Annotated in this window: 22 protein-coding genes and 2 pseudogenes; 21 read left to right on the plus strand and 3 right to left on the minus strand. The window is 34.2% G+C overall.

Features of this window, described 5'->3' with window-relative positions:
- The first annotated feature begins 9 nt into the window (after window positions 1–9).
- The 3 genes from GFJ36_RS29960 to GFJ36_RS08805 all read left to right on the plus strand — a co-directional run bounded on the left by GFJ36_RS29960 (window position 10) and on the right by GFJ36_RS08805 (window position 3,052).
- Window positions 10–141: a hypothetical protein gene (locus tag GFJ36_RS29960; protein WP_000997338.1), complete on the plus strand. Its 132-nt coding sequence runs from the start codon at window positions 10–12 to the stop codon at window positions 139–141.
- 109 nt (window positions 142–250) lie between these two features.
- The gene (locus tag GFJ36_RS08800) at window positions 251–1,861 is read left to right on the plus strand and encodes an amidase family protein (protein ID WP_097889395.1); all 1,611 of its coding nucleotides are present in this window, start codon (window positions 251–253) and stop codon (window positions 1,859–1,861) included.
- 177 nt (window positions 1,862–2,038) lie between these two features.
- Window positions 2,039–3,052: an AI-2E family transporter gene (locus tag GFJ36_RS08805; protein WP_087982946.1), complete on the plus strand. Its 1,014-nt coding sequence runs from the start codon at window positions 2,039–2,041 to the stop codon at window positions 3,050–3,052.
- An 85-nt stretch (window positions 3,053–3,137) separates the two neighbouring features.
- On the opposite strand, the gene GFJ36_RS08810 is transcribed toward GFJ36_RS08805, so the two are convergent.
- Window positions 3,138–4,082, minus strand: coding sequence for an L-lactate dehydrogenase (locus GFJ36_RS08810; protein WP_000715320.1), 945 nt, complete (start codon window positions 4,080–4,082; stop codon window positions 3,138–3,140).
- A 201-nt stretch (window positions 4,083–4,283) separates the two neighbouring features.
- Here GFJ36_RS08810 and GFJ36_RS08815 point away from each other — a divergent pair, with 201 nt between their 5' ends.
- Together GFJ36_RS08815 and GFJ36_RS08820 are read left to right on the plus strand one after the other, a co-directional pair.
- The gene (locus tag GFJ36_RS08815; RefSeq protein ID WP_097889396.1) at window positions 4,284–5,720 is read left to right on the plus strand and encodes a flavin monoamine oxidase family protein; all 1,437 of its coding nucleotides are present in this window, start codon (window positions 4,284–4,286) and stop codon (window positions 5,718–5,720) included.
- Between the two features lie 104 nt (window positions 5,721–5,824).
- The gene (locus GFJ36_RS08820) at window positions 5,825–6,748 is read left to right on the plus strand and encodes a CobW family GTP-binding protein (RefSeq protein WP_097889510.1); all 924 of its coding nucleotides are present in this window, start codon (window positions 5,825–5,827) and stop codon (window positions 6,746–6,748) included.
- Between the two features lie 110 nt (window positions 6,749–6,858).
- Here the strand turns inward: GFJ36_RS08820 and GFJ36_RS08825 are convergent, their stop codons facing one another.
- The gene (locus GFJ36_RS08825) at window positions 6,859–7,854 is read right to left on the minus strand and encodes an S-layer homology domain-containing protein (RefSeq protein WP_087982942.1); all 996 of its coding nucleotides are present in this window, start codon (window positions 7,852–7,854) and stop codon (window positions 6,859–6,861) included.
- 199 nt (window positions 7,855–8,053) lie between these two features.
- Here GFJ36_RS08825 and GFJ36_RS08830 point away from each other — a divergent pair.
- The 6 genes and pseudogenes from GFJ36_RS08830 to GFJ36_RS08855 all read left to right on the plus strand — a co-directional run.
- Window positions 8,054–8,486 (plus strand): annotated as a pseudogene (locus tag GFJ36_RS08830) (3-oxoacyl-[acyl-carrier-protein] synthase III C-terminal domain-containing protein); the annotation flags it as partial.
- A gap of 179 nt (window positions 8,487–8,665) precedes the next feature.
- Window positions 8,666–9,883 (plus strand): substrate-binding domain-containing protein, encoded by a 1,218-nt coding sequence (locus GFJ36_RS08835; protein ID WP_097889397.1) that lies wholly within the window; start codon window positions 8,666–8,668, stop codon window positions 9,881–9,883.
- A gap of 90 nt (window positions 9,884–9,973) precedes the next feature.
- Window positions 9,974–10,747 carry an ABC transporter ATP-binding protein gene (locus GFJ36_RS08840; RefSeq protein WP_087982938.1) on the plus strand — a complete coding sequence of 258 codons (774 nt, stop codon included), beginning with the start codon at window positions 9,974–9,976 and terminating at the stop codon, window positions 10,745–10,747.
- A complete protein-coding gene (locus GFJ36_RS08845; RefSeq protein WP_097889398.1) occupies window positions 10,725–11,426 on the plus strand; it encodes a branched-chain amino acid ABC transporter ATP-binding protein in 702 nt (233 codons plus the stop codon). Before GFJ36_RS08840 ends, GFJ36_RS08845 begins: the two co-directional genes overlap by 23 nt.
- Before the next feature lie 21 nt (window positions 11,427–11,447).
- A complete protein-coding gene (locus GFJ36_RS08850) occupies window positions 11,448–12,308 on the plus strand; it encodes a branched-chain amino acid ABC transporter permease (protein ID WP_000382797.1) in 861 nt (286 codons plus the stop codon).
- A gap of 49 nt (window positions 12,309–12,357) precedes the next feature.
- Window positions 12,358–13,311 carry a branched-chain amino acid ABC transporter permease gene (locus GFJ36_RS08855; RefSeq protein ID WP_131933559.1) on the plus strand — a complete coding sequence of 318 codons (954 nt, stop codon included), beginning with the start codon at window positions 12,358–12,360 and terminating at the stop codon, window positions 13,309–13,311.
- Window positions 13,312–13,403: 92 nt separating this feature from the next.
- Here the strand turns inward: GFJ36_RS08855 and GFJ36_RS08860 are convergent, their stop codons facing one another.
- Entirely contained in the window at window positions 13,404–14,192 is a 789-nt protein-coding gene (locus GFJ36_RS08860; protein WP_097889399.1) for a LysR family transcriptional regulator, read from the minus strand.
- A 120-nt stretch (window positions 14,193–14,312) separates the two neighbouring features.
- Between GFJ36_RS08860 and GFJ36_RS08865 the strand changes: the two genes are divergently transcribed.
- From GFJ36_RS08865 to GFJ36_RS08910, 10 genes and pseudogenes are all read left to right on the plus strand, one after another.
- Window positions 14,313–14,861: a DUF4865 family protein gene (locus GFJ36_RS08865; RefSeq protein ID WP_087982932.1), complete on the plus strand. Its 549-nt coding sequence runs from the start codon at window positions 14,313–14,315 to the stop codon at window positions 14,859–14,861.
- Between the two features lie 42 nt (window positions 14,862–14,903).
- Window positions 14,904–15,318 (plus strand): annotated as a pseudogene (locus GFJ36_RS08870) (tautomerase family protein).
- 1 nt (window position 15,319) lies between these two features.
- Window positions 15,320–15,643 carry a carboxymuconolactone decarboxylase family protein gene (locus tag GFJ36_RS08875; RefSeq protein ID WP_087982928.1) on the plus strand — a complete coding sequence of 108 codons (324 nt, stop codon included), beginning with the start codon at window positions 15,320–15,322 and terminating at the stop codon, window positions 15,641–15,643.
- 152 nt (window positions 15,644–15,795) lie between these two features.
- Window positions 15,796–16,239 carry a MarR family winged helix-turn-helix transcriptional regulator gene (locus tag GFJ36_RS08880; RefSeq protein ID WP_001205523.1) on the plus strand — a complete coding sequence of 148 codons (444 nt, stop codon included), beginning with the start codon at window positions 15,796–15,798 and terminating at the stop codon, window positions 16,237–16,239.
- 83 nt (window positions 16,240–16,322) lie between these two features.
- A complete protein-coding gene (locus GFJ36_RS08885; RefSeq protein WP_087982925.1) occupies window positions 16,323–17,378 on the plus strand; it encodes an LLM class flavin-dependent oxidoreductase in 1,056 nt (351 codons plus the stop codon).
- A gap of 617 nt (window positions 17,379–17,995) precedes the next feature.
- A complete protein-coding gene (gene cydA, locus GFJ36_RS08890; RefSeq protein ID WP_087982924.1) occupies window positions 17,996–19,399 on the plus strand; it encodes a cytochrome ubiquinol oxidase subunit I in 1,404 nt (467 codons plus the stop codon).
- The gene (gene cydB / locus GFJ36_RS08895) at window positions 19,386–20,402 is read left to right on the plus strand and encodes a cytochrome d ubiquinol oxidase subunit II (RefSeq protein ID WP_097889400.1); all 1,017 of its coding nucleotides are present in this window, start codon (window positions 19,386–19,388) and stop codon (window positions 20,400–20,402) included. Before cydA ends, cydB begins: the two co-directional genes overlap by 14 nt.
- Window positions 20,402–22,117 carry a thiol reductant ABC exporter subunit CydD gene (cydD, locus tag GFJ36_RS08900; protein WP_087982922.1) on the plus strand — a complete coding sequence of 572 codons (1,716 nt, stop codon included), beginning with the start codon at window positions 20,402–20,404 and terminating at the stop codon, window positions 22,115–22,117. Before cydB ends, cydD begins: the two co-directional genes overlap by 1 nt.
- Before the next feature lie 2 nt (window positions 22,118–22,119).
- Complete coding sequence (gene cydC, locus GFJ36_RS08905; protein WP_097889401.1) at window positions 22,120–23,844, plus strand: thiol reductant ABC exporter subunit CydC; 1,725 nt, start codon at window positions 22,120–22,122, stop codon at window positions 23,842–23,844.
- Window positions 23,845–24,006: 162 nt separating this feature from the next.
- Entirely contained in the window at window positions 24,007–25,155 is a 1,149-nt protein-coding gene (locus GFJ36_RS08910) for a hypothetical protein (protein WP_141542722.1), read from the plus strand.
- The last annotated feature ends 77 nt before the right edge of the window (window positions 25,156–25,232 follow it).

Here is a 25,232-nt window from a genome sequence, read left to right on the forward strand (position 1 = left end):
AGTGGGAAAATGAATGATGAGAAAAAGTATACAGTGGTAGGTACTGATGTTGAAGAAGTAAAACGTTTAAATGAAAATTCGGGATTATCATATAATCAAGTGAAAGAATTATTAGCAAAGCAAATGCAAAAAAAGAAGTAATGAAATCGAAATTCTTTATTTTTTCATGTAGCATTCTAATTAGAGAGAGTTATGAGGATAACTCTCTTTTTCAATACAATGGAGCAACTTTTAGAGCGGAGGAAACAGCATGAAAAAGTGGATAAAGATAACGCTGTCAATTGCTGGGGGTATCGTCCTATTGACATGTGCCGGAGGATATTACGTGTATAAAAATTATTTTCCAAAGGAACCTGAGCGTATCGTATATGATAAAGAGAGAGTGTTAAAACCGATACATAATCAGTTGAAAGGGATTAACATAGATAATGTGAAGATAAAAGAAAAAGAGGTTGTAAATGCAACTGTAAACGAGCTTCAAAAAATGATTGATGATGGAAAATTATCATATGAAGAATTAACGAGTATTTATCTTTTTAGAATACAAGAACATGACCAAAATGGAATAGCATTAAATGCTGTTACAGAGATTAATCCAAATGCAATGGAAAAAGCGCGAAAGTTAGATAAAGAAAGGTCTTCAAATAAGAAATCGAACTTATACGGCATGCCGGTTATCGTAAAAGATAATGTACAAACAGAAAAGGTGATGCCGACAAGTGCGGGCACGTATGTGTTAAAAGATTGGATTGCAGATGAAGATGCGACAATCGTGAAGAAGTTGAAAGAAGAAGGTGCTTTTGTTTTAGGAAAAGCGAATATGTCTGAATGGGCAAATTATTTATCCTTTACAATGCCTAGCGGATATAGCGGGAAAAAAGGACAAAATTTGAATCCGTACGGTCCGATTACGTTTGATACATCAGGATCAAGCTCTGGATCTGCTACAGTAGTTGCGGCAGATTTTGCACCGCTTGCAATCGGGACAGAAACGACTGGATCAATTGTAGCACCAGCGACGCAGCAATCAGTAGTTGGATTACGTCCATCACTAGGTATGGTGAGTAGATCAGGCATTATTCCGTTAGCTGAAACGCTTGATACAGCAGGGCCGATGGCAAGAACGGTAAAGGATGCGGCAACGTTATTTAACATAATGGTAAGTTATGATGAAAAAGATACTATGACAGAAAAAATGAAAGAAAAAGAAAGAATTGATTATACGAAGGATTTATCAATAGATGGATTGAAAGGGAAAAAAATAGGGGTTGTTTTTTCAATAGATCAACAAGATGAGAATAGAAAGAAAGTAGCAGAAAAGATTAGAAAAGACCTTCAAGATGCAGGTGCGATATTGACTGATGATATTCAGTTAAACAGCGAGGGTGTAGATAATCTGCAAACATTAGAATATGAATTCAAACATAATGTTAACGATTATTTTTCACAGCAAAAAAATGTACCGGTAAAATCGTTAGAAGAGATTATAGCGTTTAATAAAAAGGATAGTAATAGACGAATAAAATATGGACAAACATTAATTGAGGCGTCTGAAAAATCTGTTATAACGAAAGATGAGTTTGAAAAAGTAGTGCAAACGAGTCAAGAAAATGCAAGAAAAGAGCTAGATAGATATTTAGTAGAAAAAGGTTTGGATGCTTTAGTTATGATTAACAACGATGAAGTTCTTCTATCAGCTGTAGCTGGCTATCCAGAATTAGCGGTGCCAGCAGGATATGATAACAATGGAGAGCCAGTAGGTGCAGTGTTTGTCGGGAAGCAATTCAGTGAGAAGGAACTATTCAATATTGGTTATGCGTATGAACAGCAGTCTAAAAATAGAAAATCACCTAAATTGTAAAAGGGTAAACGAAAAAAAGAGCTCCATTGAAGTAAGTAGGTGGCTAATGTAAATAGAATCTAACAATATAAAAAGAAAAAAAGGATTCTTTCTAATTAGTAAGAAAGATTGTCTATAGAAGTTCATAAAATATAATATATTCAATTTCCATCCACTGAAGGGGGAGGTCAAATCTTAATGAATGAAGTGAAAAATTTCTTTCGAAGTAGAGGGTTTCAACGGTTTCTCGTTTTAATAATAGTAGCGTTAGTATTATATGGATTAAAAAGTATGATCAATTTAATATTAATTACGTTTATACTGACATTTTTAATGGATCGTTTTCAACGTTTTATTTCAAAGAAATTGAAAGTGAACCGGAAAATTGTTATCGCCTGTTTGTATATCATATTAGTTTCCTTTATTGGCACGACATTATATAAATATTTACCTGTGTTAACGATACAAATTTCACAATTGATTTATCAATTTAAATTGTTTTTTCAAAACCCACCTGATAATGAAATCATTAAATATGCACTTTCGACAATTAACGGAATGGAAGTATCAAAATATATAGAACAAGGTGTAGATGTCATATATCAATCGATTGCAAATATAGGAAAAGTCAGTTTGCAAATATTACTCTCACTTATTTTAAGTTTATTTTTCTTATTAGAAAAAGAACGCATCATATCATTTACTTCGAAATTTAAAGATAGTAGTCTGAAGGTTTTTTATGAGGAGATTGCATATTTTGGTGAAAGGTTTGCAAGATCGTTCGGTAAAGTAATTGAAGCGCAGTTTTTAATTGCAGTTGTAAATTGTATTCTTACTGTCATTGCATTAATTGTGTTAGGATTTCCGCAGCTTCTCGTATTAGCTGTCATGATTTTCTTACTTGGATTAATCCCTGTTGCCGGGGTAATCATTTCCTTGTTTCCACTTTGTATTATTGCATATAACGTAGGCGGAGTTATGTACGTTTTATACATACTTGTGTTCATTACAGTAATCCATGCTCTTGAAAGTTATTTTTTAAACCCGAAGTTTATGTCTGCGAAAACGAATTTGCCAATCTTTTATACATTTATGATTCTCATCTTCTCAGAACATTTCCTTGGAATATGGGGGCTTATTATCGGGATACCAATCTTTATCTTTTTATTAGATGTACTTGATGTAAACAATGAGGAACAGTTTAAAAAATAGGAAATGATAGAAAGTAACTGATGTTTTCAAGGAACAATCAAAAAAGCAATCCAAAATAAATTGGATTGCTTTTTTGCATACACGATTAAAGAACTGGAGCCATTGTTTCTTTTAATACTTGAACAGAGTGATCGAATTTTAATTCTTCTTCTTCACTTAATTCCACTTCTAAAATTTCACGAACACCGCCGCGATTTAAAACAGCAGGTACGCCGATATAAACATCTTTTTGACCGTATTGGCCTTCTAAGTAAGCTGATACTGTTAATACGCTATTTTCGTCGTTTAAAATCGCCTTTGTAACACGTAGAAGTGACATACCAATACCATAGTAAGTTGCACCTTTTCGCTCGATAATATGGTAAGCTGCATCACGAACGTTTATGAAGATTTTGTCTAAATCTTCTTGCGTGTATGTGTTGTCTTTATCAAGAAGCGTTTGTAGTTTTTGAATACCGACTGATACGTGACTCCAAACAGGAAGTTCCGTATCACCATGTTCACCGATAATATAAGCATGAATGTTGTGTGGACCAATATCGAAATACTCACCTAACATATAGCGGAAACGAGCAGAATCAAGAGTTGTACCAGAACCGATTACGCGTTCTTTCGGTAAACCAGATTCTTTCCAAGTTACGTAAGTTAAAATATCGACAGGATTAGTTGCGATTAAGAAGATACCATCAAATCCGCTATCCATAATACTACGAACGATTTGTTTAAAGATTTTCGCGTTTTTCTCAACTAAATCTAAACGTGTTTCGCCTGGTTTTTGTGGTAATCCAGCCGTAATGACTACAAGATCAGCATCTTTACAATCTTCGTAGCTACCTTTCCATACTCTAGTTGGAGCTGGAGCGAATGGAACAGCATGACTTAAATCCATTGCTTCTCCTTCAGCTTTTGCCTCGTTTACATCAACTAAAACAAATTCTTCAGCTACAGCTTGGTTAATCATGCAGTAAGCATAACTACATCCAACTGCTCCTGTTCCTACTAATACAACACGGTTAATCCCTTTTTTCATTTCAAAATTCCTCGCAATTTCATTGATTTTATTATGTAAGATAATACGTCTTACTTCTATAGAGTCATATCTAGTTTATTACATTTTATAAAAGATATTCAAGTAATTGAAAATGTATCCGTGCAATTCTTTGCACGAAACATAGGGAGTAAGTGAACCGAATATAATGCAATAAAATCCTTTATCGAAGGGGAAAAGGGCATGATGCAGCCATTAACGCTGGAAAGAATGCTCCATATTATTAATGTGGGGCTCGTAAAAACGAAGAATCCAAAGCAAATTATTATTGCTGGTGCAGGAATTTCAGGATTAGTTGCAGCATCGTTATTGAAAGCAGCAGGGCATAGCATAACAATTTTAGAAGCGAATAACCGAATAGGCGGAAGAATATATACGATCCGTGAACCGTTTAGCAGAGGCTTATATTTTAATGCAGGGCCAATGCGAATTCCTGAAACACACGAGTTAACTTTAGCTTACATTCGTAAATTTAAATTACCATTAAATCTTTTTATAAATAAAACCGCTTCAGATATTATTTATACGAATAATATTAAAACGAGATTGAGCGTATTTGAAAAAAATCCAAGTATACTTGGATATCCAATTTTAGAGAATGAAAAAGGGAAAACGGCAGAAGAGTTAATGTTAGTAGTGCTAGAACCAATACTTAATTTTATAAAAAAAGATTCTAATAAAAACTGGATTATCGTTGAAAAAAAGTATAAAACATATTCGCTCGGATCATTTTTAAGTGAGTATTATTCAGATGGAGCAATAGATATGATTGGGGTACTTCTAGATATGGAAGCATATATGGGAATGTCTTTAATTGAAGTATTACGGGAAATGATTTTTTTTACTTCAACGACGAAATATTATGAGATAACGGGTGGAATGGATGTATTACCCAATTCATTTTTGCCACAGCTAAAGGATAATATTTTTATGTCATATAAAATAGAGAAAATTATACAAGAAGATAATAAAGTAATGTTACAAGGAAATCGTGAGCAAACGTTAGAGCGATTTACTATAACAAGTGATATTGCTATTATCACAATTCCATTTTCAGCGTTACGATTTGTAGAAGTTCGGCCGTATCATTTATTCTCTTATTATAAAAGACGAGCAATTCGTGAATTAAATTATATTGCTGCAACTAAAATTGCGATAGAGTTTAAAAGTAGATTTTGGGAGAAAGCGAGACAGTGTGGCGGTAAATCTATTACAGATTTACCTATACGGTTTACATATTATCCGAGTTATGGCATTCATACACCAGGGGCAGCTACCGTTTTAGCGAGTTATACGTGGGCAGATGAGGCGTTAACATGGGATAGTTTACCGAATAGTGAACGCATTCGTTATGCATTAAGAAATTTAGCGGAAATATACGGTGACATCGTTTATAGTGAGTTTGTTACAGGGGCATCTTTTAGCTGGAGTCAAAATCCATATTCTTGCGGCGCATTTACAGCTTTCGAACCGGGCCAAGAACTCGAGTTATTTCCGTATATTACACCACCATCTGGGAAAGTGCATTTTGCCGGAGAGCATACGACATTAACACATGGGTGGATGCAAGGAGCAATAGAGTCTGGAATTCGAGTTGCTCATGAAGTAAACGAAAAGTGAAGATATATTTACAAATCACCACTCTTTTAATAAAATAATAAATATAAATCGTAATTATTACGCTTTGAATACGTTTTGAAATAAAGAAATGGATGGTTGATCAAATGAATAAAGTAGAAATTCATATATTAGGTGGCTTTTTAGGTAGTGGAAAATCAACATTATTACAAAATTTATTGTTAGCGGAAAAAAAGAAGAATAGAAAAGTTGCAGTGTTGATGAATGAGATTGGTGAGTACTCAGTAGATACAGATATTATTGGAAAAGAGAATGTTTTAAGAGAGCTTCTGAAAGGTTGTATTTGTTGTACGCTAAAAGAAGAGCTTGAAATACAATTACATTCGTTATATCAACAAGAAAGACCAGATGTCATTTATATAGAAACGACAGGTGTTGCGCATCCAATTGAAGTGTTAGATGCATGTGTATCACCAATTTTAGCACCTTTCCTAGAAGTGAAATCAATAGTAGTCGTTTTAGATGCAGTAAGGTGGTTAAATCGAAGTGTATTAAGTGCAAACGTTCAGCAATTATTACATGAGCAACTGAAGTTTGGTAGCCAAATTTTAATTAATAAATCAGATTTACTAACAGATGCGGATAAGAACAAAGTAATTGAAGATGTGAAAGCAATAAATAATCATGCGAAATTGTTTGAAACAAAGTATTGTAATATATCTTTAGAGGATATAGAAGAAGTTGAATTTACGAATGATGGGGAACATGAGACACTACATGTAAAACAGCATTTACATATACAAACGATGACATATCAATTTACGAAATCAATTGATCAAGATAAATTATACGAATGGCTTTCGAATTTACCAGATAGTATTTATCGTGTAAAAGGTTTTGTGAAATTTCATGGGGACAAATATCCTCACTTATTCCAATACTCGTTCGGGGTACCGACTTTATTGGAACAAGACTTTGGTTTCCCAACGAACTTGGTAGTAATAGGAGAAGGGCTAGATAAGAAACAATTGGCTGAAGGGTTAGAGAAAGTGGAACTTAATTCTAATTAAGATTAAAGGAGCTGCCCCCACAAGTCGTTGAAACCGACTTGTGGGGCAGCCTTTTTATTTCTTATGAGTAACCATTTAGCTACTTGTATTCATGTTAAATAGTCACTCTTTTAGTATTTTCGTTTTCCAAGATAAACATTTACTCTAGTACTAGAGTCTCTACTAAATTCAATTTTGCGACCATCTAATTCTATTGTTCGAGAGCTTGCAGTAGGATTTTTAATTAGACTATACAGATAATCTGCTTTAGTTGGTAGTAGTGTATTTAGGATTTTTCTCACCGGCTCGTTTAATACAGGATCATCACTATGAATAGACATTCTATATGCACTGTCATCATAGGGAGAAAAATTAAATTGCATAATGCCATCATATGTTTGACCAGTTTTAGTGAATACATAGTTATAATCGGTTTTTAAAAACCCAGAATCAATCAGTATATTCTCAATTTCTTTATACTTATCCTCATCTTTCGCAGGAATAGAATCAGGAATAAAATAAGGACTTACATTAATTGCGCTATACATAAACTTTGCAAATTGTTCTCTTGTTACATTCAGTTTTCCGCCATATTGATAGTTTCCAATTCCGTTTGTAATACCATTACTATACAATGAACGAACAGAGTTTGTTGCCCAATGATTATTTGGAACATCATAGAAAAGGTCGTTTGTTTTTACAGGTAAATGAAACGCTTTTTGTAAGATAACAGCCATTTCATATCGAGTTAATGTATCATCAGGTCTAAACTTGTCAGTGCTATTGTCCCCTGTCATGATTCCTTTTTGAGCAACTGCTTTAATATTGTTTTCAAACATATGCCCATGAATATCAGAGAAATGTTTACTTGTAGATCCGGTATTTTCTAGTTTTAAGTATCTTGAAATAATCGCAGCTACTTGCCCACGAGTTACATTGTCCCCAAATCCAAATTTTCCGTTACCATAACCATTCATGACATTTTGTTCAGTTAAATGGTCAATCGAATCTTCAGACCAATGCCCTTTTGGTACATCGATGAAACGTTCAGTTTGTGCATGAGCATTCGTTGCACCGAATAATGTGGCGGTAATTAAGCCTGTTGCAAGTACATGTTTAAAATTCATTATGATTCCTCCTAAGTATATAAAACAATATTTTCTCACCCATATCCGTTACTTTTAAGTGATAATCACTTATCTATTATATTAGTATATTTAGTTTTTGTAAAATATGGATTTACTTTCGGAATATTGCTTAAATATATTTGGTGTTATAAGAGGGAAGTATAAAAAGTTAACTGACGGGGCGTTGATTCATTTTGATCATGAAGATGTTCGTATCCCAGCTGGTGGATCGAAGCAGGTTGCGAGCTATGATACTGTTGAGAATCGACAACATTATTATTGATGTAATAGATCCTATTAGTATGAAAGAACGTCTAGACCGGGTTTCAACTCCTAATTTTGACAAGGTGATTCGGGAGGCGTTAAGAAAAAGTGGATTTACTCCTAAAGATATTAAAGTATTGTTACCACTGCATACAAAACGTTCTATGTTAATAGAATTGATACAGGGGCTAGGGCTAGCAGAAGAACAAGTTGTATATTTAGATCATTATGGACATATGTCAGCGCTGGATCCTTGCATTGGTCTTCACTTTGCAAATGAACAGGGAAAATTACAGGCCGGAGATATTGCAGTAGTAGTTAGTGCAGGGACTGGATATACGTGGGCAGCGACTGTAATTAGGTGGTGAAAAATGCTAGATGAATATATGGTAAATGGAGGTATTTGGAAAGAGGCGGCGAATGTAAAGGTACTTCATTAAATTTTTTTAACAGATTTGTTTGTATAATCAAAGAAAAGTCATAATTACGGATGGGCAACTTTGGCGTGTTTGACTCTATCAGAAAGTAAAGTATGGGGAGGATCACAATGTCGATGAAAAAACGTAAATGGCTAAGAACGGTGGCTACTGGTTGTATTTTAAGTTCGTTATTAATAACGGCAGCTTGTTCAGGAAAGAAAACAAGTACAGAGGATGAAAAGACGATTAAGGTAGGGGTTCTTGCTTCATTAACAGGTCCATTAGAATCATATGGAAAACAAACAGTGAACGGATTTGAATTAGGGTTAGACTATGCAACGGGTGGAACTGGGAAAGTGGAAGGGAAGAAGATTAAGTTTGTTGTAGAAGATACGGAAACAAAAGCAGAGGTGGCGGTTAAAAAAGCTACGAAGTTATTAGAAGAAGAGAAAGTCGATTTTTTAATCGGATCATCTAGTTCAAGTGATACATTAGCGGTATTACCACTAGCTGAAGAATATGAAAAAATAATGGTTGTTGAACCGGCAGTTGCTGATAGTATTACCGGAAAGAACTGGAATAAATATATTTTTAGAACAGGAAGAAGTTCTTCGCAAGATGCGATTGCAGGAGCAGCGGCAATTGCAAAAAAAGATGTAAAGATTGCGACGTTTGCTCCGGATAATGCATTTGGCCGTGAAGGGATTGCAGCTTTTAAAGCTGGAGCGAAGAAATTAGGTGCGAATATTGTAAACGAGCAATATGCTGATACGAATTCGACTGACTTCACTGCAAATATTCAAAATATCATTAGCTCAAAACCAGATTATTTATTTATCGTTTGGGCAGGGGCAAACTCACCTTGGAAACAGTTAAAAGATATGAATGTGGAAGCACAAGGTATTAAAATTTCTACCGGTGCACCAGATATACCGGCATTAAAAACGATGGATGCGTTAGTAGGAATGCAAGGTTTTTCTGTTTATTATCATACACTCCCGAAAAATAAGGTGAATGATTGGTTAGTGGAAGAACATAAAAAACGATTTAATGGTGCGGTGCCAGATTTATTTACAGCAGGTGGAATGTCAGCGGCAATTTCTATTGTAGAAGCTTTAAAGAAAACAAAAGGTGATACAGATGTTGATACGTTGATTAAGAAAATGGAAGGAATGGAATTTGATACACCGAAAGGAAAGATGAAGTTTAGAGAAAAGGATCACCAAGCGATGCAAACACTTTATTCTATCATATTGAAAAAGCAAGATGGTGTTGATTATCCGGTGCCAGTATTAGAGCGAGAATTAACGATGAAAGAGACAGAACCACCAGTTCAAAACAAATAAACTGAATTTTCTGTTGTTTTTGTATAAAGAGGGGGATGCCCTCTTTATACGTATTTCTTTCATACTTAAAGCTTTAAAGGGAGGGATTTCGTGACACATTTGCTAGAAACGAAAAATCTTAGCGTATCTTTTGGCGAGCATCATGTTATTAAGGATGTGAATTTAACGGTACAAAAAGGAAAACTTATTTCCATTATTGGACCAAATGGTGCAGGAAAGACAACGTTATTTAATTTACTAAGTGGACAAATTTCTCCAACAAAGGGGGAAGTATATTTTAAAGGACGAGAGATTACAAAATTATCAATTTCGGATCGAACTCGATTAGGAATTGGTCGTTCTTTTCAACTTACAAATATATTCCCAGAGTTAACGGTACTTGAAAATGTTCGTTTAAGTGTTCAATCATTTGTTCAAGATTACTATAGTTTTTTTCAGAGTTCGGCAAAATTTAAGCAACAAGTGGGAGAGGCGAGGCGTTTCTTAAAAACAGTCTTACTTCACGAGAAAGAACATGTATTAGCGAAAGATTTAGCACATGGGGAAAAACGAAAGTTAGAGCTTGCGATGTTACTAGCTTTAAAAACGGATGTATTACTACTTGATGAGCCGACGGCAGGTATATCAGTTGAGGAAGTACCGGCTATTTTACAAGTGATTGAAAATATTAAAAAACATCCAGAGAGTACAATTGTACTAATTGAACACAAAATGGATATGGTACTAGGTTTATCAGACCATCTTATCGTTTTATTCCATGGAGAGTTATTAGCTGAAGGTTTGCCCGAAGAAATGATGAAAGATGAGCGTGTACAAAGTGCTTATTTAGGGGGATTATATAGTGGCACTATTACAAGTGAATAATATAGAGACGTATTTAGATCAGTTTCATATTTTACAAGGGGTATCTCTTGCTGTTGAGAAAGGAACGATTACTGTACTGTTTGGAAGAAATGGGGCAGGGAAGACGACGACATTACGTTCGGTTATGGGATTTCACCATATCGCACATGGTGAAATTTATTATGATAGTACACAAGTAAATGGATTATCTACACATTTAATTTCAAGGAAAGGAATAGGTTATGTACCAGAAAATCAAGGTATTTTTCACGATCTGACAGTAGAAGAAACATTCGCTCTTGCTAGGGGTAAGGGAGAAGAAGCGGAAGAGAAAATTGAGTGGATGCTTGAAATATTTCCAGATTTAAAGCAGTTTTGGCACAAAAAAAGTGGACTCTTAAGCGGAGGACAAAAACAAATGCTAGCAATTTCAAGAGCATTTATTAATAGTGATGGTTTATTACTTATTGATGAGCCGAGTAAAGGCTTGTCCCCTATTATGATAGAAAAATTAATGATAGCCATTTTGAAAATGAAGGAGAAAACAACAGTTTTACTCGTTGAACAAAACTTTATGATGGCTAGTCAAATTGGTGATTACTTTTATATTATGGATAACGGAAGAATTGTTCATAACGGTTTTATGCATGAGTTAAAAGAGGATAAGGAAATGTGTCACAAATATTTAGGAATCTCTTAACATGAATCCGAGGTGAGAAGGATGGATGTGTTAATCAATTTATTTGTAAATGGGATTTCAACAGGGATGCTCATTTTTTTATTAGCATCAGGACTTTCACTTATTTTCGGTTTAATGAGCGTTCTAAACTTCGCACATGGTGGTTTATTTGCCTGGGGAGCGTTTACAGGTGTTTGGTTATTTAATATGACAGGTAGTTATGTATTAGCGTTAATTGGAGCAATTGCTATGGGGATGTTTCTTGGATTCATTTTAGAAAGATTTCTTATTAGACCGGTATATGGAAATCATGTTCGCCAGCTTCTTGTGACGCTTGGAGGAATGCTTGTACTTAGTGAATGTATTAAAGTATTTTGGGGGCCAAATCCAATTGGTGCTAAATTACCGTTATGGTTACAAGGTAGTTATACATTTGAAGGCGTTATATTAATTAAATATCGTCTATTCGTTATTTTAATTGGGATCATCATTTACATTGCCTTACTATTATTGCTCAAAAAAACAAAGATAGGTCTAATGATACGCGCTGGTGTAATAGATAAAGAGATGGTTCAAGCGCTCGGTATTAACGTAAAAGCAATATTTTCTTTCGTCTTTTTATTAGGAGCAGGGATGGCAGCGTTGGGAGGCTTCTTATTAGCACCGTATTCAGGAGTTATTTTCGCCGAGATGGGTATGCAGTATGCGATTTTAGCTTTCATAGTAGTAATCATTGGAGGATTAGGAAGCGTACAAGGTTCAGCAATCGCATCTTTAATTGTCGGATTAGCGGGTGCTTTTACAGCGTATTTTATACCGGATTTATCACTTGCAATCAATATGTTAATGTTACTATTTTTCTTAATAGTGAAGCCAAATGGACTTGTTAGTGAAAAGGGGTGAAATGGTGAACAGCACATCAAATCGAATTAAAGTATACTTCGGAGTATTTATGCTCATTTGTTTAAGTGTATTTCCATTCGTAAATGATTCACGGAGCTTGTTAATTTTGTTCACTCAAATCTTCATCTTTGCTATTTTTGCAATGAGTTTTGATGTATTGCTTGGGTATACAGGAATTGTATCGTTCGGCCATTGTATGTTCTTTGGAATAGGAGCGTATGGGGTAGCACTTTTATTTGATCGGCAAGGAGTATCCATAACGAACTTTTTAATAGGGATAGTAGCTGCAATTATCATTTCAGCAATTGTTAGTTATATAATCGGTTTGCTTTCGTTACGGCTGAAAAGTCATTTTTATGCAATGTTAACACTTGCTATTTCACAGTTGTTTTTCGTACTTGCTGAAAAATGGCGTGGACTCACTCACGGAGGGGACGGTTTTACATTTGGTGTACCAGACTTATTCCGTGATCGTTTTACGTTTTATTATGTAACACTTATATGTTTAATTGTCATTTTTATTCTGTTACGTCTTTTCACAAAATCTTCTATTGGAAAAGTATTAAAGGCAATTTCACAAAATGAGCAACGTGTTGAAGCATTAGGATATAAAGTTCTTCATTATAAAATTATTGCTAGTATTGTTGCAGGAGTAGTTGCTACGATTAGCGGTGGTTTATTTGTTATCACACTACGCTTTGTTAATACGACTGTATTTTCAATTGAAATGACATTAAATGCATTATTGATGACAATGATTGGAGGCGTTGGAACGTTAATTGGAGCAATTGCTGGAGCTGGAATTATTGAATCACTGAAATATTATTTATCAGAACTAGCCACAGCGTATCCGATTTTTGAAAGATGGACAATTATTCTTGGTTTATTGTACATTATCGTCTTGCTAGTTTTTCCGAAAGGATTAGTTGGCACGATTAAGAGACTGAAGAATGTGAAACAGAGTAAGAAGGAGAAAAGTGCAGAAGTGGAGCAAAATGTGTGAAAAATCAATTGTATAGAATATGAAAATCCCTCTTTTAAATTCGTAAAGGAGGGATTTTTATTGGTGTATGTAATTAGTTTATAGCTATTCTATTAATCAAATAGTTCATCAGGGATTTGTTTTAAAGAGTTTTCATTTGTAAAAAAATGAACAGCTAATTTCTCAATTGGAACATTTTCAATTGGTACCAATGTATCATTTCTAATCGGCAAAAAGGCTATTCCTTTTCCGTCCTGAATAAACTCTTCCATAAGCGAATAAGAATCTAATTGTTGAAGTTGACGCTGAGATAAATGATTTTCTTTTAGAAATTGTATCGTCTTATTTCTAAAAGGGCACTTTTTGTCATTACTAACGAAGAAGAGTTCCTGCGAATAGTCAATGGTACGTGTTTCTTTCGTTTTTAATAAGCCTATAGAAATTGAAGTAGTAAATACTTTTTTAAAAGCTGCGTCGGGATCATCCTCATAAGTGATGACCATATCAACTTTTTGTTGTTGCAGTAATTTTTGTAAATGACTACTATTTTCTACATATATTTGATAATTCCTGAAATTTTCTTTAATACGCTTACTTACATAATTAGTCAAAATAGATTGTGACGTCGCAATTATATAAGAAGAACCACTCGTTTTAATTTTATCTTTCGCTTCTTCTACTAAAGTTAATATTTGATTCGTGTAGTCTAATAAAATGTCACCAGAAGGTAACAAGGAAACGCCTTTGTTATCTCTACGTAGTAAAGGAGTTTCTAATTCTTGTTCTAATTTTTTGATTCGCTCAGTTACGTTTGACTGAACATATCCTAACTCTTTAGCAGCTTTACTAATAGAACCTTCACTAGCTACAGTTTTGAATATAATAAGATCATTTATTTCCATTTATCACAGCCCCTTATACGGTATCATTATAAATGATAACAAACATAATTTATACCTATTTTACGTTAGTCAATCACCGGTTTATCATTGTGTATATAAGATAGAAAGTGAGTGATAAACATGATTGGAATGCAATATAAGGTTATTTTGCCAAAGGATTATGACATGGAGATTATTAAAAAAAGGGTAAAGGATAATGGATATAAAACTGATGGTTTTCAAGAATTGAATTTCAAAGCATATTTAATTACTGAGGCAGGTAAGGATGGGAACTTCTATAACTGTTATGCACCGTTATATATTTGGAATGGTCATGAAGGAATGAACAGATTTATCTTTGAAGGGTATTACGATAATATTTTACAATCTTTTGGGTGGCAACAAATAAATATAGGTGTTCCATTAGTTGTTAATCTAAGTGATGACTTTAAGAAAAGTAAATATGTTGTTGAACAGGTAGGGAGTATTTCTCAAAGTAATTCACTGAGGGAGACTCAATTAAAAACTATGAATGAAAATATACAAAATATAGAAAAGTGTTTAGGAAATGTAATAGTTTATAATCCAGATAAATGGGGATATAGTCAATTCAGATTTTACAATGAAAAGCCTGATATGGTAACGAATAAAGATGTTACAGTATATGAGATTTTACACATTTCACGATGAAAATTTGTTTAATGTTAAATTAAGGAAAAGGAATGAAAATGTATGCCTTTTGTGAACGTTTATTATCATGAAAATAAATTAAATAAAGAAGAGTTGAAAAAGATAGGTGAATGTATTCATCTTTCATTAATTGAACATTTTAACATCCCTAAAGATGATTATTTTCAACTGTTTTTATCTTACTCGCAAAATCACTTTTTATATAATCCATATTATTTGTTGGAAGGAGGAGAAAAGAGAACAGAGAACAGAGAATATGATTTATGTTTCTATTACATGCGGACCGGAAAGAACGATAAAACAGAAAAGTGATCTGTATCAGTCGATATCCTCGAAGATTTCTGAATGCTCTAGTATAAAAAGTGCAGATATTTTTATTACGCTAAATGAGACATCTGCTGAAAATTGGTCATTTGGTCAAGGATTGGCACAATTGGTAAAAGTGAAGGGAGAGTGAAATGATGAATGAATCAATTAAATATTGTATTCAAGAGAGAATGAAAGAAATGGCACCTGCATTTGCTCATTATAGTGAAGAGATATTGTTTGAGGAAGTGTGGCGGGATGACACTTTAACATTAAGAGAAAGAAGTTTATGTACAGTGTCGGTATTAATCAGTCTTGGTCATACAGAACAATTACCATTTCATTTGCGACTGGCCAAACAAAATGGAATTGGAGAAAATGAAATGATCGCATTAATAACACATATGGCTTTTTATGTTGGTTGGCCCAAAGCGGTAGCTGCTTTAAATATAGCAATGAATGAAATGGAAGGTTAAGAATAACGATAAGAAAGAATTCATTTAAATATGAATTCTTTCTTATCGTTATTTATGCAATATCTAATGAGATATTTTTCACTTTTTCTCTTGCTTTTTTATCACTTGCGTAGTAAAGTGATAGTAAGATTCACGATAGGAAGTGATTAAATATGCGTGATAATACGATAGGGTCATTAATATGGTTACGTTTAATACGATTTACGAACCAAAGTAATCAGATGTCAAATGAGTTTTTAAAACGGTTTGATTTAACGACAGCTCAATTTGATGTGCTTTTGCAAATACGTACGTATCAGCCACTCACACAAATGGAGTTAGCTGAAAAGGTAACTGTTACACAAGGCGGTATTTCTCGAATGTTAACTCGTCTTGAAAAAGAAGGATATATTGTACGAAAACAAGATTGGAAAACGAAAACAATTAGTCTTACAGAGCAAGGGGAAGCAGCTTTAGAGCGAGCATTGCCAGAGCAACTTGCATTTCAATCATCGTTTTTTGATGATGTATTAAATGAAGAAGAGCAGAAAATATTATACGAGCTGATGACGAAAGTTCATAAGCATAGTGAAAAAAAAGAATTGCCGCAAGAGTAATTTTTTTTACACTATCAATTGACTAATCAAGTGATGGGTGATTGAAGAAAATGAATACGACTGAATTAAAGGAGAGAGCAACTATGGAAAAATACCGTATGGATACAAGTAAAGGAATAGAGTTTGGATTATATTCAATTGGGGATCATGTTTTAAATCCACATAACGGAGAGAAAATTAGTGCAGAACAAAGAATTCATGAATTAATTGAAACAGCAAAGTTAGCGGATGAATCTGGACTTGATGTATTTGCTGTCGGTGAAAGTCATCAAACGCATTTTACAACGCAAGCTCATACAGTTATTTTAGGAGCTATTGCACAAGCTACGAAAAATATAAAAATTGCAAGTTCAGCAACGATAGTAAGTACATCTGATCCGGTACGAGTGTATGAGGATTTTGCTACAATTGACTTAATTTCTAATGGACGTGCAGAAATCGTGGCTGGTCGTGGATCTCGTATTGGGGGATATAGTTTACTTGGTTATGACGTGAATGATTATGAAGAGCTATTTGAAGAGAAGATGGAACTTTTATTAAAAATTAATAAAGAGGAACATGTAACATGGAACGGACAGTTCAGAGCGCCGCTTGCACATGCATCGGTTATTCCGAGAGCTAAAAATAATAACTTACCAATTTGGCGTGCAGTTGGTGGCCCACCAGCTAGTGCGATTAAAGCAGGACGTGCGGGTGTACCAATGATGATAACAACACTAGGTGGTCCAGCTATTAACTTTAAAGGATCAGTAGATGCTTATCGTGAGGCTGCGGCGCAAAGTGGATTTAATCCAGCAAGTTTGCCAGTTGCAACAACGAGTTTATTTTATACAGCAAAAAATTCACAAGATGCGTTTAGTGAATACTATCCTCATATTAATGCTGGTATGCTTACACTGCGCGGTGGTGGGTATCCGAAGCAACAATTTACAAATGCAGTAGATTATCGTGACGCATTAATGGTTGGTAGCCCGCAACAAATTATTGAAAAAATGCTTTACCAATATGAATTGTTTGGACAACAACGTTTTATGGCACAAATTGATTTTGGTGGTGTGCCACTTAATAAAATTGAGAAAAATATCGAATTAATTGCTACTGAAATTTTACCGGCTGTTAGAAAACATACAGCGAAATAATTTAAAAAATACCGAGAGTCTAATCGATTCTCGGTATTTTTTTATGTATTAATTTAGTTTGAAAAAATGGCAAAAAAATGAATTTTTAGTCTAGAAAGAGGGAAGGGATTTTCTATTTTTGAATAACATTATTTCGTGTTTGAATTTGAGGAATGTATTTTTCTCTTGACAAAAAAGTAACTGATTTCTTCATTGGTAAAGAGGACATTTTTTCGCGTATAAGTCAAGCGTATGTAGAGAAAAATGATTTTTTTATTGATATGAGAGTAAGTCTTATATTAAAAAAATACATTTTAGTAATGAGAAAAATCTAATTCAAAAAAATGACAAAAGACATATTTCAGACAAAATGATGTCAATAATACGTCAAAAATCAGCTGAATTTACTATGCAGGTATATTATACAATTCGATTAACGGATAAAACACTACTGAAATAGTGAAAAGGTAAATTTTATGAGAAAGTTTTTTTGTAATTATCTTGAAAACTGAAAATTTATATTTTCTAAAAGTACATAAACAAATTTATCTTTCTATATTTCTAAGGTTTGAGTTGTTTTATACATACAACTCAATTGAAATTACGATATAAAAAATTATGAAGGAAGTGATTGTAGTATGGAAACGCTCGAATTGGCACGAATACAATTCGCATCAACAACGATTTTCCATTACTTTTTTGTTCCGCTGTCTATTGGTTTAGCTTTTATCATTGCGTTAATGCAAACGTTATACGTGGTAAAGGGACAAGAAATTTATAAGAAGATGACGAAGTTTTGGACACAAATATTCCTAGTTAACTTTGCGGTAGGTGTAGTAACTGGTATTTTACAAGAATTCCAGTTTGGCATGAACTGGTCAACATATTCACGTTTCGTAGGTGATGTGTTTGGTCCATCACTTGCAATTGAAGGCTTATTAGCATTTTTCATAGAGTCTACATTCCTAGGTTTATGGGTATTCGGTGAGGACAAATTACCGAAGCGAATTCACTTGTTATGTATTTGGCTCCTTTCAATTGGAACAATGTTATCAGCATTTTGGATTTTAACTGCAAGTGCATTTATGCAATCGCCAGTAGGATATGAAATGGCAGCAGATGGACGTGCACAGATGAATGATTTCTTAGCGATTATTCAAAACCCACAATTATGGGTACAATTCCCGCATACAATTACAGCTGCGATTGCAACTGGTGCATTCTTTATTGCAGGTGTGAGTGCATGGAAAATAACGAAAGCTCAAGAAACTGAAGTGTTTAAAAAATCGTTCCGCATTTCTATCATTGTTGGAACACTTACAACGGCGTTAGTATTATTCTTTGGTCATGCGCAAGCACAACAATTAATTAAGACGCATCCAATGAAAATGGCAGCAGCTGAAGCGTTATGGAATACGAGTGGGGATCCAGCGCCATTTACAGTATTTGCGAAAATTGATGCAGAGAAGCAAGAAAATTCGTTTGAAATTCAAATCCCTTATATGCTAAGTCTATTATCATTTGATAAATTTAGTGGTCAAGTAGAAGGGATGAATCAAATTCAAAAACAATATGAAGAAAAATATGGGCCTGGAGATTATATACCGCCAGTACACACTATGTTCTGGAGTTTTAGAGCGATGGTAATGAGTGGAACATTTATGCTTCTTCTAGGAGCGTACGGATGGTTCTTATCAAGAAAAGATCGTTTAGCTGAAAAAACTTGGTATTTAAAATTAATGGTGTATGCAATTGCACTACCGTTTATCGGTAATACAGTAGGATGGATTATGACTGAAATGGGACGTCAGCCTTGGGTAGTTTTCGGTGTTATGAAAACGGAAGATGCTGTATCTCCAAATGTTACGTTCGGAGAAGTATTATTCTCTTTAGTTTCATTCACATCACTATATTTAATTATAGGTGGAATCACTATTTACTTATTCGTTCGTATTATTAAAGGACATGAGAATAAGAAAGCGAAACAGGATTCTCAAAGCCATGATCCATTTGATAAGGAGGAAGAGTATGTTATCTCTTAATGAGTTGTGGTTTATCATTATTGCAGTTTTATTCGTAGGCTTCTTTGTACTTGAAGGTTTCGATTTCGGTGTAGGTATAGTTTCAAGGTTTTTAGGGGAAAACGATTTAGAGAAAAGAATTTACTTAAATACAATTGGCCCATTTTGGCACGCGAATGAAGTATGGCTTGTTTGTGCTGGTGGAGCTATGTTCGCGGCATTCCCGCACTGGTATGCAACTTTATTTAGCGGGTTTTACATTCCGTTTGTATTTATGCTTCTTGCTTTAATTATAAGAGGGGTTTCCTTTAAATTCCGTGCGAAAATAGACAATCATAAATGGAAAGGTTTTTGGGATTGGGGTATGTTTTTAGGAAGTTTACTACCGCCTGTTCTTTGGGGAGTTGCAATTGCTAACTTTATGGTAGGTATTCCGATTGATGAAACGAAAAATGCTGTAGGTGGATTCTTACCATTACTTCATCCATTTGCATTACTTGGAGGAGTTATGTTCCTTCTGCTATGTATTGTTCACGGATTGCAATTCCTTACTATACGTACAACTGGTAAGTTAAGAGAACGTGCACGTATTGCTGCGTTGAAAATTGCACCGCTTGCAATTATAGCACTTCTTATTTTTGCCGGTGTAGGGTTATGGAAAACAGATATTTTCACTGGTCATGGTACAGAGTGGATTATGGTTCCGATTGGAGCTTTTGTAGCATTATGTGCGTCAACATTATTAAATAAAAGAAGAAGAGATGGTTGGGCTTTCGTTATGACGAGTTTAACAATCGTTTTACTAAGTGCGAGTGTGTTTGCCGGCATGTTCCCACGTGTCTTAATTAGCTCGTTAGGGTCAATATACGATTTAACGATTTATAACGCAGCATCGGGAGATTATGCACTAAAACTGATGACGTATTTTTCAATTGCTATATTGCCATTTGTTTTGGGAAGTCAAATATGGAGTTTCTATGTGTTTAGACAACCTGTTAAGTCAGATAAAGATTTGGAGTACTAATGAAAAGAAAAAGAGGACTTCCGTCGTATCCTGGTAGCCGAGTTTTATATGTAGTGTTAACAATCATTAGCATTTTAGAAGCTATAAGTATTATTGGGCAAACAGTGTTTTTAGCACGGGCTATTACGTTTTTATTTCAAGGAGAAACAGTGCAATCTGTGTTAAATGAAACGGTTTATTTTGGAATTACGTTTGCAGTACGTCATATGCTAGTTCGAATTTCGCAAATATTAGTGGAACGTTTCGCTGAAAAAACAGGATCGCTACTGCGAAAACAATTAATAGAGGCGTATTTCACATTAGGTCCACGGTATGTTCAAACTGCTGGAACAGGTCATCTGGTTACCTTATCGATTGAAGGTATTGAGAAATTTAAAACATATATTGAATTAACAATTCCTAAAATGATTAGAAGTAGTATCGTACCGGGACTAATTGTACTATATGTTTTTACGTTAGATATTGAGTCTGGAATCATTTTAGTTGTAACGATTCCTATCGTAATTACATTTATGATCCTACTAGGATTAGCAGCGCAGAAAATGGCAGATAGCCAATATGAAACATATCGAGTACTTTCTAATCATTTTGTAGATACGTTAAAAGGATTAGAAACATTAAAGTATTTAGGGAAAAGTAAACAACACGAAGGAAAGATTGAAAAAGTAAGTAAAAGGTATAGAAAAGCAACGATGCGTACTTTGCGAGTTGCTTTTCTTTCTTCTTTTGCATTAGATTTCTTTACGAGCTTATCCATTGCATTTGTGGCGGTCGGATTAGGGATACGTTTAATAGATGGGACAATTGTACTATTGCCAGCCCTTACGATTTTAATTTTAGCTCCGGAATATTTTCTGCCAATTAAACAAGTTGGAGCGAATTATCATGCTACGTTAGATGGACAACTTGCAATGGAGCAAATAGAAGAGATTTTACAGCAACAAAAAGAAATAGGAACGAAAGAATCTAATGTAGGTTTAATATGGAATGCCTCTAGTAACTTGAAATTACAAGATGTAAAAGTAAAGAATAATGAATCTGAAAAAGCTATATTAGAGGGAATTGATTTTACTTGGAAAGGCACCGGCGCTATAGGTGTAATTGGTGAAAGTGGGGCAGGGAAATCGACGTTAATTGACGTATTAGCAGGATTTTTAACTCCTTCGGGTGGAAAGCTGATAATAAATGGTGTGAAAATTGACGGGTCTACTCGAGAAGATTGGCAAAAGAATATTGCTTATATTCCGCAGCAACCTTATATTTTCCCGCTTTCATTAAAAGATAACATTTGTTTCTATGAAACAAATACAACTGATGCAGAAGTGGAAAGAGTTATTAATGAAGTTGGTCTTCGTTCACTCGTTACATCGCTTCCGAACGGGATGTATGAAAGAATTGGAGAAGGTGGACGTATGCTTAGTGGCGGGCAAGAACAACGTGTCGCTATGGCGCGTGCACTTTTAAGCAAAAAGCCAATTATTTTATTAGACGAGCCTACAGCACATCTTGATATTGAAACTGAATTTGAAATAAAGCAAGCGATGTTACGTCTGTTTGAAGGTAAGCTAGTATTTCTTGCAACACATCGTCTTCACTGGATGAAACAGATGGATCATATTCTTATTTTAAATAAAGGGGAAATGATAAAAAGCGGCACGTATGAAGAACTTTTAAAGAATGAGGCATTACATTTTCAAAGGAAAGAGAGGGGATAGAGATGAGTAACTGGATTAAACCTTATATACAGCAAAATAAAGGTAGAATGACTGTAACTATTTTCCTTGGTCTTCTTGGAGTTAGTTCAGGTGCGATGTTACTTTTCATTTCAGGTTATTTAATCTCTAAATCTGCTCTTAGACCAGAAAATGTAATGGCTGTATATGTTCCTATTGTTGCAACACGTGCGTTTAGTATAGGACAAGCGGTATTTCATTATTTAGAGCGTTTAGTTGGACACGATGTCGTACTACGCATATTAGAAAAGATGAGAACGAAACTATACAGAATAGTAGAACCGCAGGCGTTATTTTTCCGCTCACGATTTCAAACGGGCGATATGTTAGGTATATTATCCGAAGATATAGAGCATTTGCAAAACCTATATTTACGTACAATATTTCCTAGTCTATTAGCGTTAGTTGTATATAGCATATTCGTACTTGTTATTGGAGCATTTGACGTAGTATTTGCACTTATTGCAGCATGTATGTTGGCTATTATCGTTTTTCTTCTTCCGTTTGTATCATTACTTTTAATGAAGCAACATCATGTTACTTTAAAGCAAGGAAGAAGCCGTTTGTATCAACAACTAACAGACGCTGTTTTTGGGTTATCTGATTGGCAAGCAAGTGGTAGAAAAGATGAATTCATTGATAAGTATGTAGAGCAAAATGCTCAGTTGTTAAAAACGGAAAAAAGAATGAAGCGCTGGAATCATATTCGGGACAGTATCATTCAATTAGTAGTGGGAATCGTAGTCATTTCAATGATCATATGGACTGGAAATGAGGCAGCAAGTGAACAGATTGCACCTACCGTTATTGCGGCTTTCGTCTTAATGACGTTATCTGTGACAAATGCGTTAATTCCACTTTCAGATGCTATCGATCGCATTCCATCATATGTAGAATCTGCTCATCGTCTAAATAAAGTAGAAGCTAATGATGTTTTACAGGATGAAAAGGAATTACATGAGGATAAAAATTATGTTGCATCAAAATATATAGGCATTGAATTAAATAATGTATCGTATAGTTACCCAGATAGTAATGAATTTGTATTGAAAGAAGTATCACTGCAAATAAAGGCAGGAAAGAAAATCGCCATTTTAGGAAGAAGTGGAACAGGAAAATCTACTTTGTTAAAATTGTTAGCAGGTGCGCTAAGCCCGTTACATGGTGAAGTTTTATTGAATAGTGAATATGCTCATACGAATCTTTTATCAAAATATATTTCTGTATTGAATCAAAAGCCGCATTTATTCGATACGACAATTGGAAATAATGTGCGAATCGGTAAACCAGAGGCTACGGATGAAGAGATATGGACAGCTTTAGAGAAAGCACAATTAGCTTCGCATATAGCTTCTCTTCCAGATGGATTGCAAACAAAAATGCATGAAATGGGGAAAAGGTTTTCTGGTGGAGAAAGACAACGGGTTGCTTTTGCTAGAACGCTAATGCAAGAGGCTCCAATTATTGTACTTGATGAACCTACGATCGGCTTAGATCCAAAGACAGAACTATCTTTAATAGAAACAATGTTTTCTGCAACAGAAGAAAAGACTGTTATTTGGATTACACACCACCTTGTAGGAATTGAACATGTAGATGAAGTTATATTCCTTGATCGTGGTCAAATTGTGATGCAAGGCAGTCATGAACAACTTCTGAAAGACAACGAGAAGTATCGAAAGCTTTATGAGTTAGATAAAGGAATATAGTTTGAATAAGTAATAATTGTAAAAATAGCTACGCCAAATGGTGGAGCTATTTTTGTTTTGAAATGAATATTCTATTCTTTTTTAATGTTGGATTGCAGATGTATATGATCATTATGAATGAAAAATGAATTTCATATTATACATATAATGGAGGGGATATACATGAAGGAGCAGTATAAAATTATTGTTTTAAGTGATGAAGTATCAGGGGGAAGGATTCAAAATGCATTAGACAAAAATAAATGTAAAATAATAGTTCATGTTGTAGACGTTTCAACTATTGTTCGTATAGAAAATTCTTTTCAATATATAGTCATTTGGAGAGTGGACGCAGAAAAACTTACAAATGAATTGATAAACAAGGGCGTGCAAAGTAAAAAAATTATTAATTTAACAAAATACATGTATGAATGGAGGAATAAATTAATTTCTATATATCAAATAAATCCGGATCTTATGTTTTTATACATGTCTATGAAAAAAGTAAAGAGTGATCCCACATATGAATTGTTTGCTACCGGTTTGTCTTATCCGCATTGTGGCATAAGTACGGAGCTCCTCTCAAAAAAGTCAATAAAATTAACACTTCCATCGCAAGATCTATACTATGATTATTTAATAGCGTCACAACTTCTATCAAACGATCATTCATTTCAATATTGTTTGATAGGAATAGCCTATTTCTCTTTTTACTTTGACATGTCGTTATCATCTGAAGCATATAGAATTCACAAAGTATATTATCCATTGTTTCAAGACGGTCATCATACTGTAGTTCATTCTCCTCTACCCACTGATGGATTCTCACATCTAGATAGTCCGAAACCACTTTTTTCTATTTTTACTTTGCATTTTGAATATATTTTATTAGACGAACAAAAAGATGAATCATTGATACTACCTTGGATAAATGCTGAATGGAATACTACTCCCCTTCATATTCCTTTTGAAGAACATGGGAAAATGAGAGCAGCTTCACATGCTAAATTGTCGTATCCTCATACTTTAGTTGAAAATAAAACGATTTTTAAAACATATTTAGAATTACTGTTAAAAAATGATATAAAGCCACTAATTGTTGTCTTCCCTGTTACTTCACATTATTTCAATTGTAGTAGTAAGAAATTAAAAGAAGATTTTTATAAAGTTATAAATGATTTTCAAGCACAATATTCTTTTCAAATCATAGATCTATTTGATTCACCATTATTTTGTGATGAAGATTTTTATGATAGTGATCATATGAATAAAAAAGGTGCAAATAAAATGTCCGCGTTATTAAATATGTTTATTCAGGAACGAAAAGTATGATATTTCGATTCATATTTGCATAAAAGTATATAGGCTCCATACAGTTAAAGTAATGTGATTTTTGCATCGCGTATACA

Source organism: Bacillus sp. EE-W1 (assembly GCF_009760835.1).
GTDB classification, from domain to species: Bacteria; Bacillota; Bacilli; order Bacillales; family Bacillaceae_G; genus Bacillus_A; species Bacillus_A wiedmannii.

Excerpts from the sequence above, each read along its gene's own strand:
- GFJ36_RS08835 (WP_097889397.1), top strand. The coding sequence starts at position 8,666 with ATGTCGATGAAAAAACGTAAATGGCTAAGAACGGTGGCTACTGGTTGT.
- cydC (WP_097889401.1), top strand. The coding sequence starts at position 22,120 with ATGAGTAACTGGATTAAACCTTATATACAGCAAAATAAAGGTAGAATG.
- GFJ36_RS08880 (WP_001205523.1), top strand. The coding sequence starts at position 15,796 with ATGCGTGATAATACGATAGGGTCATTAATATGGTTACGTTTAATACGA.
- GFJ36_RS08805 (WP_087982946.1), top strand. The coding sequence starts at position 2,039 with ATGAATGAAGTGAAAAATTTCTTTCGAAGTAGAGGGTTTCAACGGTTT.
- GFJ36_RS08855 (WP_131933559.1), top strand. The coding sequence starts at position 12,358 with ATGCTCATTTGTTTAAGTGTATTTCCATTCGTAAATGATTCACGGAGC.
- GFJ36_RS08815 (WP_097889396.1), top strand. The coding sequence starts at position 4,284 with ATGATGCAGCCATTAACGCTGGAAAGAATGCTCCATATTATTAATGTG.
- cydA (WP_087982924.1), top strand. The coding sequence starts at position 17,996 with ATGGAAACGCTCGAATTGGCACGAATACAATTCGCATCAACAACGATT.
- GFJ36_RS08810 (WP_000715320.1), bottom strand. The coding sequence starts at position 4,082 with ATGAAAAAAGGGATTAACCGTGTTGTATTAGTAGGAACAGGAGCAGTT.
- GFJ36_RS08865 (WP_087982932.1), top strand. The coding sequence starts at position 14,313 with ATGATTGGAATGCAATATAAGGTTATTTTGCCAAAGGATTATGACATG.
- GFJ36_RS08885 (WP_087982925.1), top strand. The coding sequence starts at position 16,323 with ATGGAAAAATACCGTATGGATACAAGTAAAGGAATAGAGTTTGGATTA.
- cydD (WP_087982922.1), top strand. The coding sequence starts at position 20,402 with ATGAAAAGAAAAAGAGGACTTCCGTCGTATCCTGGTAGCCGAGTTTTA.
- cydB (WP_097889400.1), top strand. The coding sequence starts at position 19,386 with ATGTTATCTCTTAATGAGTTGTGGTTTATCATTATTGCAGTTTTATTC.
- GFJ36_RS08875 (WP_087982928.1), top strand. The coding sequence starts at position 15,320 with ATGATGAATGAATCAATTAAATATTGTATTCAAGAGAGAATGAAAGAA.
- GFJ36_RS08825 (WP_087982942.1), bottom strand. The coding sequence starts at position 7,854 with ATGAATTTTAAACATGTACTTGCAACAGGCTTAATTACCGCCACATTA.
- GFJ36_RS08820 (WP_097889510.1), top strand. The coding sequence starts at position 5,825 with ATGAATAAAGTAGAAATTCATATATTAGGTGGCTTTTTAGGTAGTGGA.
- GFJ36_RS08860 (WP_097889399.1), bottom strand. The coding sequence starts at position 14,192 with ATGGAAATAAATGATCTTATTATATTCAAAACTGTAGCTAGTGAAGGT.
- GFJ36_RS08850 (WP_000382797.1), top strand. The coding sequence starts at position 11,448 with ATGGATGTGTTAATCAATTTATTTGTAAATGGGATTTCAACAGGGATG.
- GFJ36_RS29960 (WP_000997338.1), top strand. The coding sequence starts at position 10 with ATGAATGATGAGAAAAAGTATACAGTGGTAGGTACTGATGTTGAAGAA.
- GFJ36_RS08910 (WP_141542722.1), top strand. The coding sequence starts at position 24,007 with ATGAAGGAGCAGTATAAAATTATTGTTTTAAGTGATGAAGTATCAGGG.
- GFJ36_RS08800 (WP_097889395.1), top strand. The coding sequence starts at position 251 with ATGAAAAAGTGGATAAAGATAACGCTGTCAATTGCTGGGGGTATCGTC.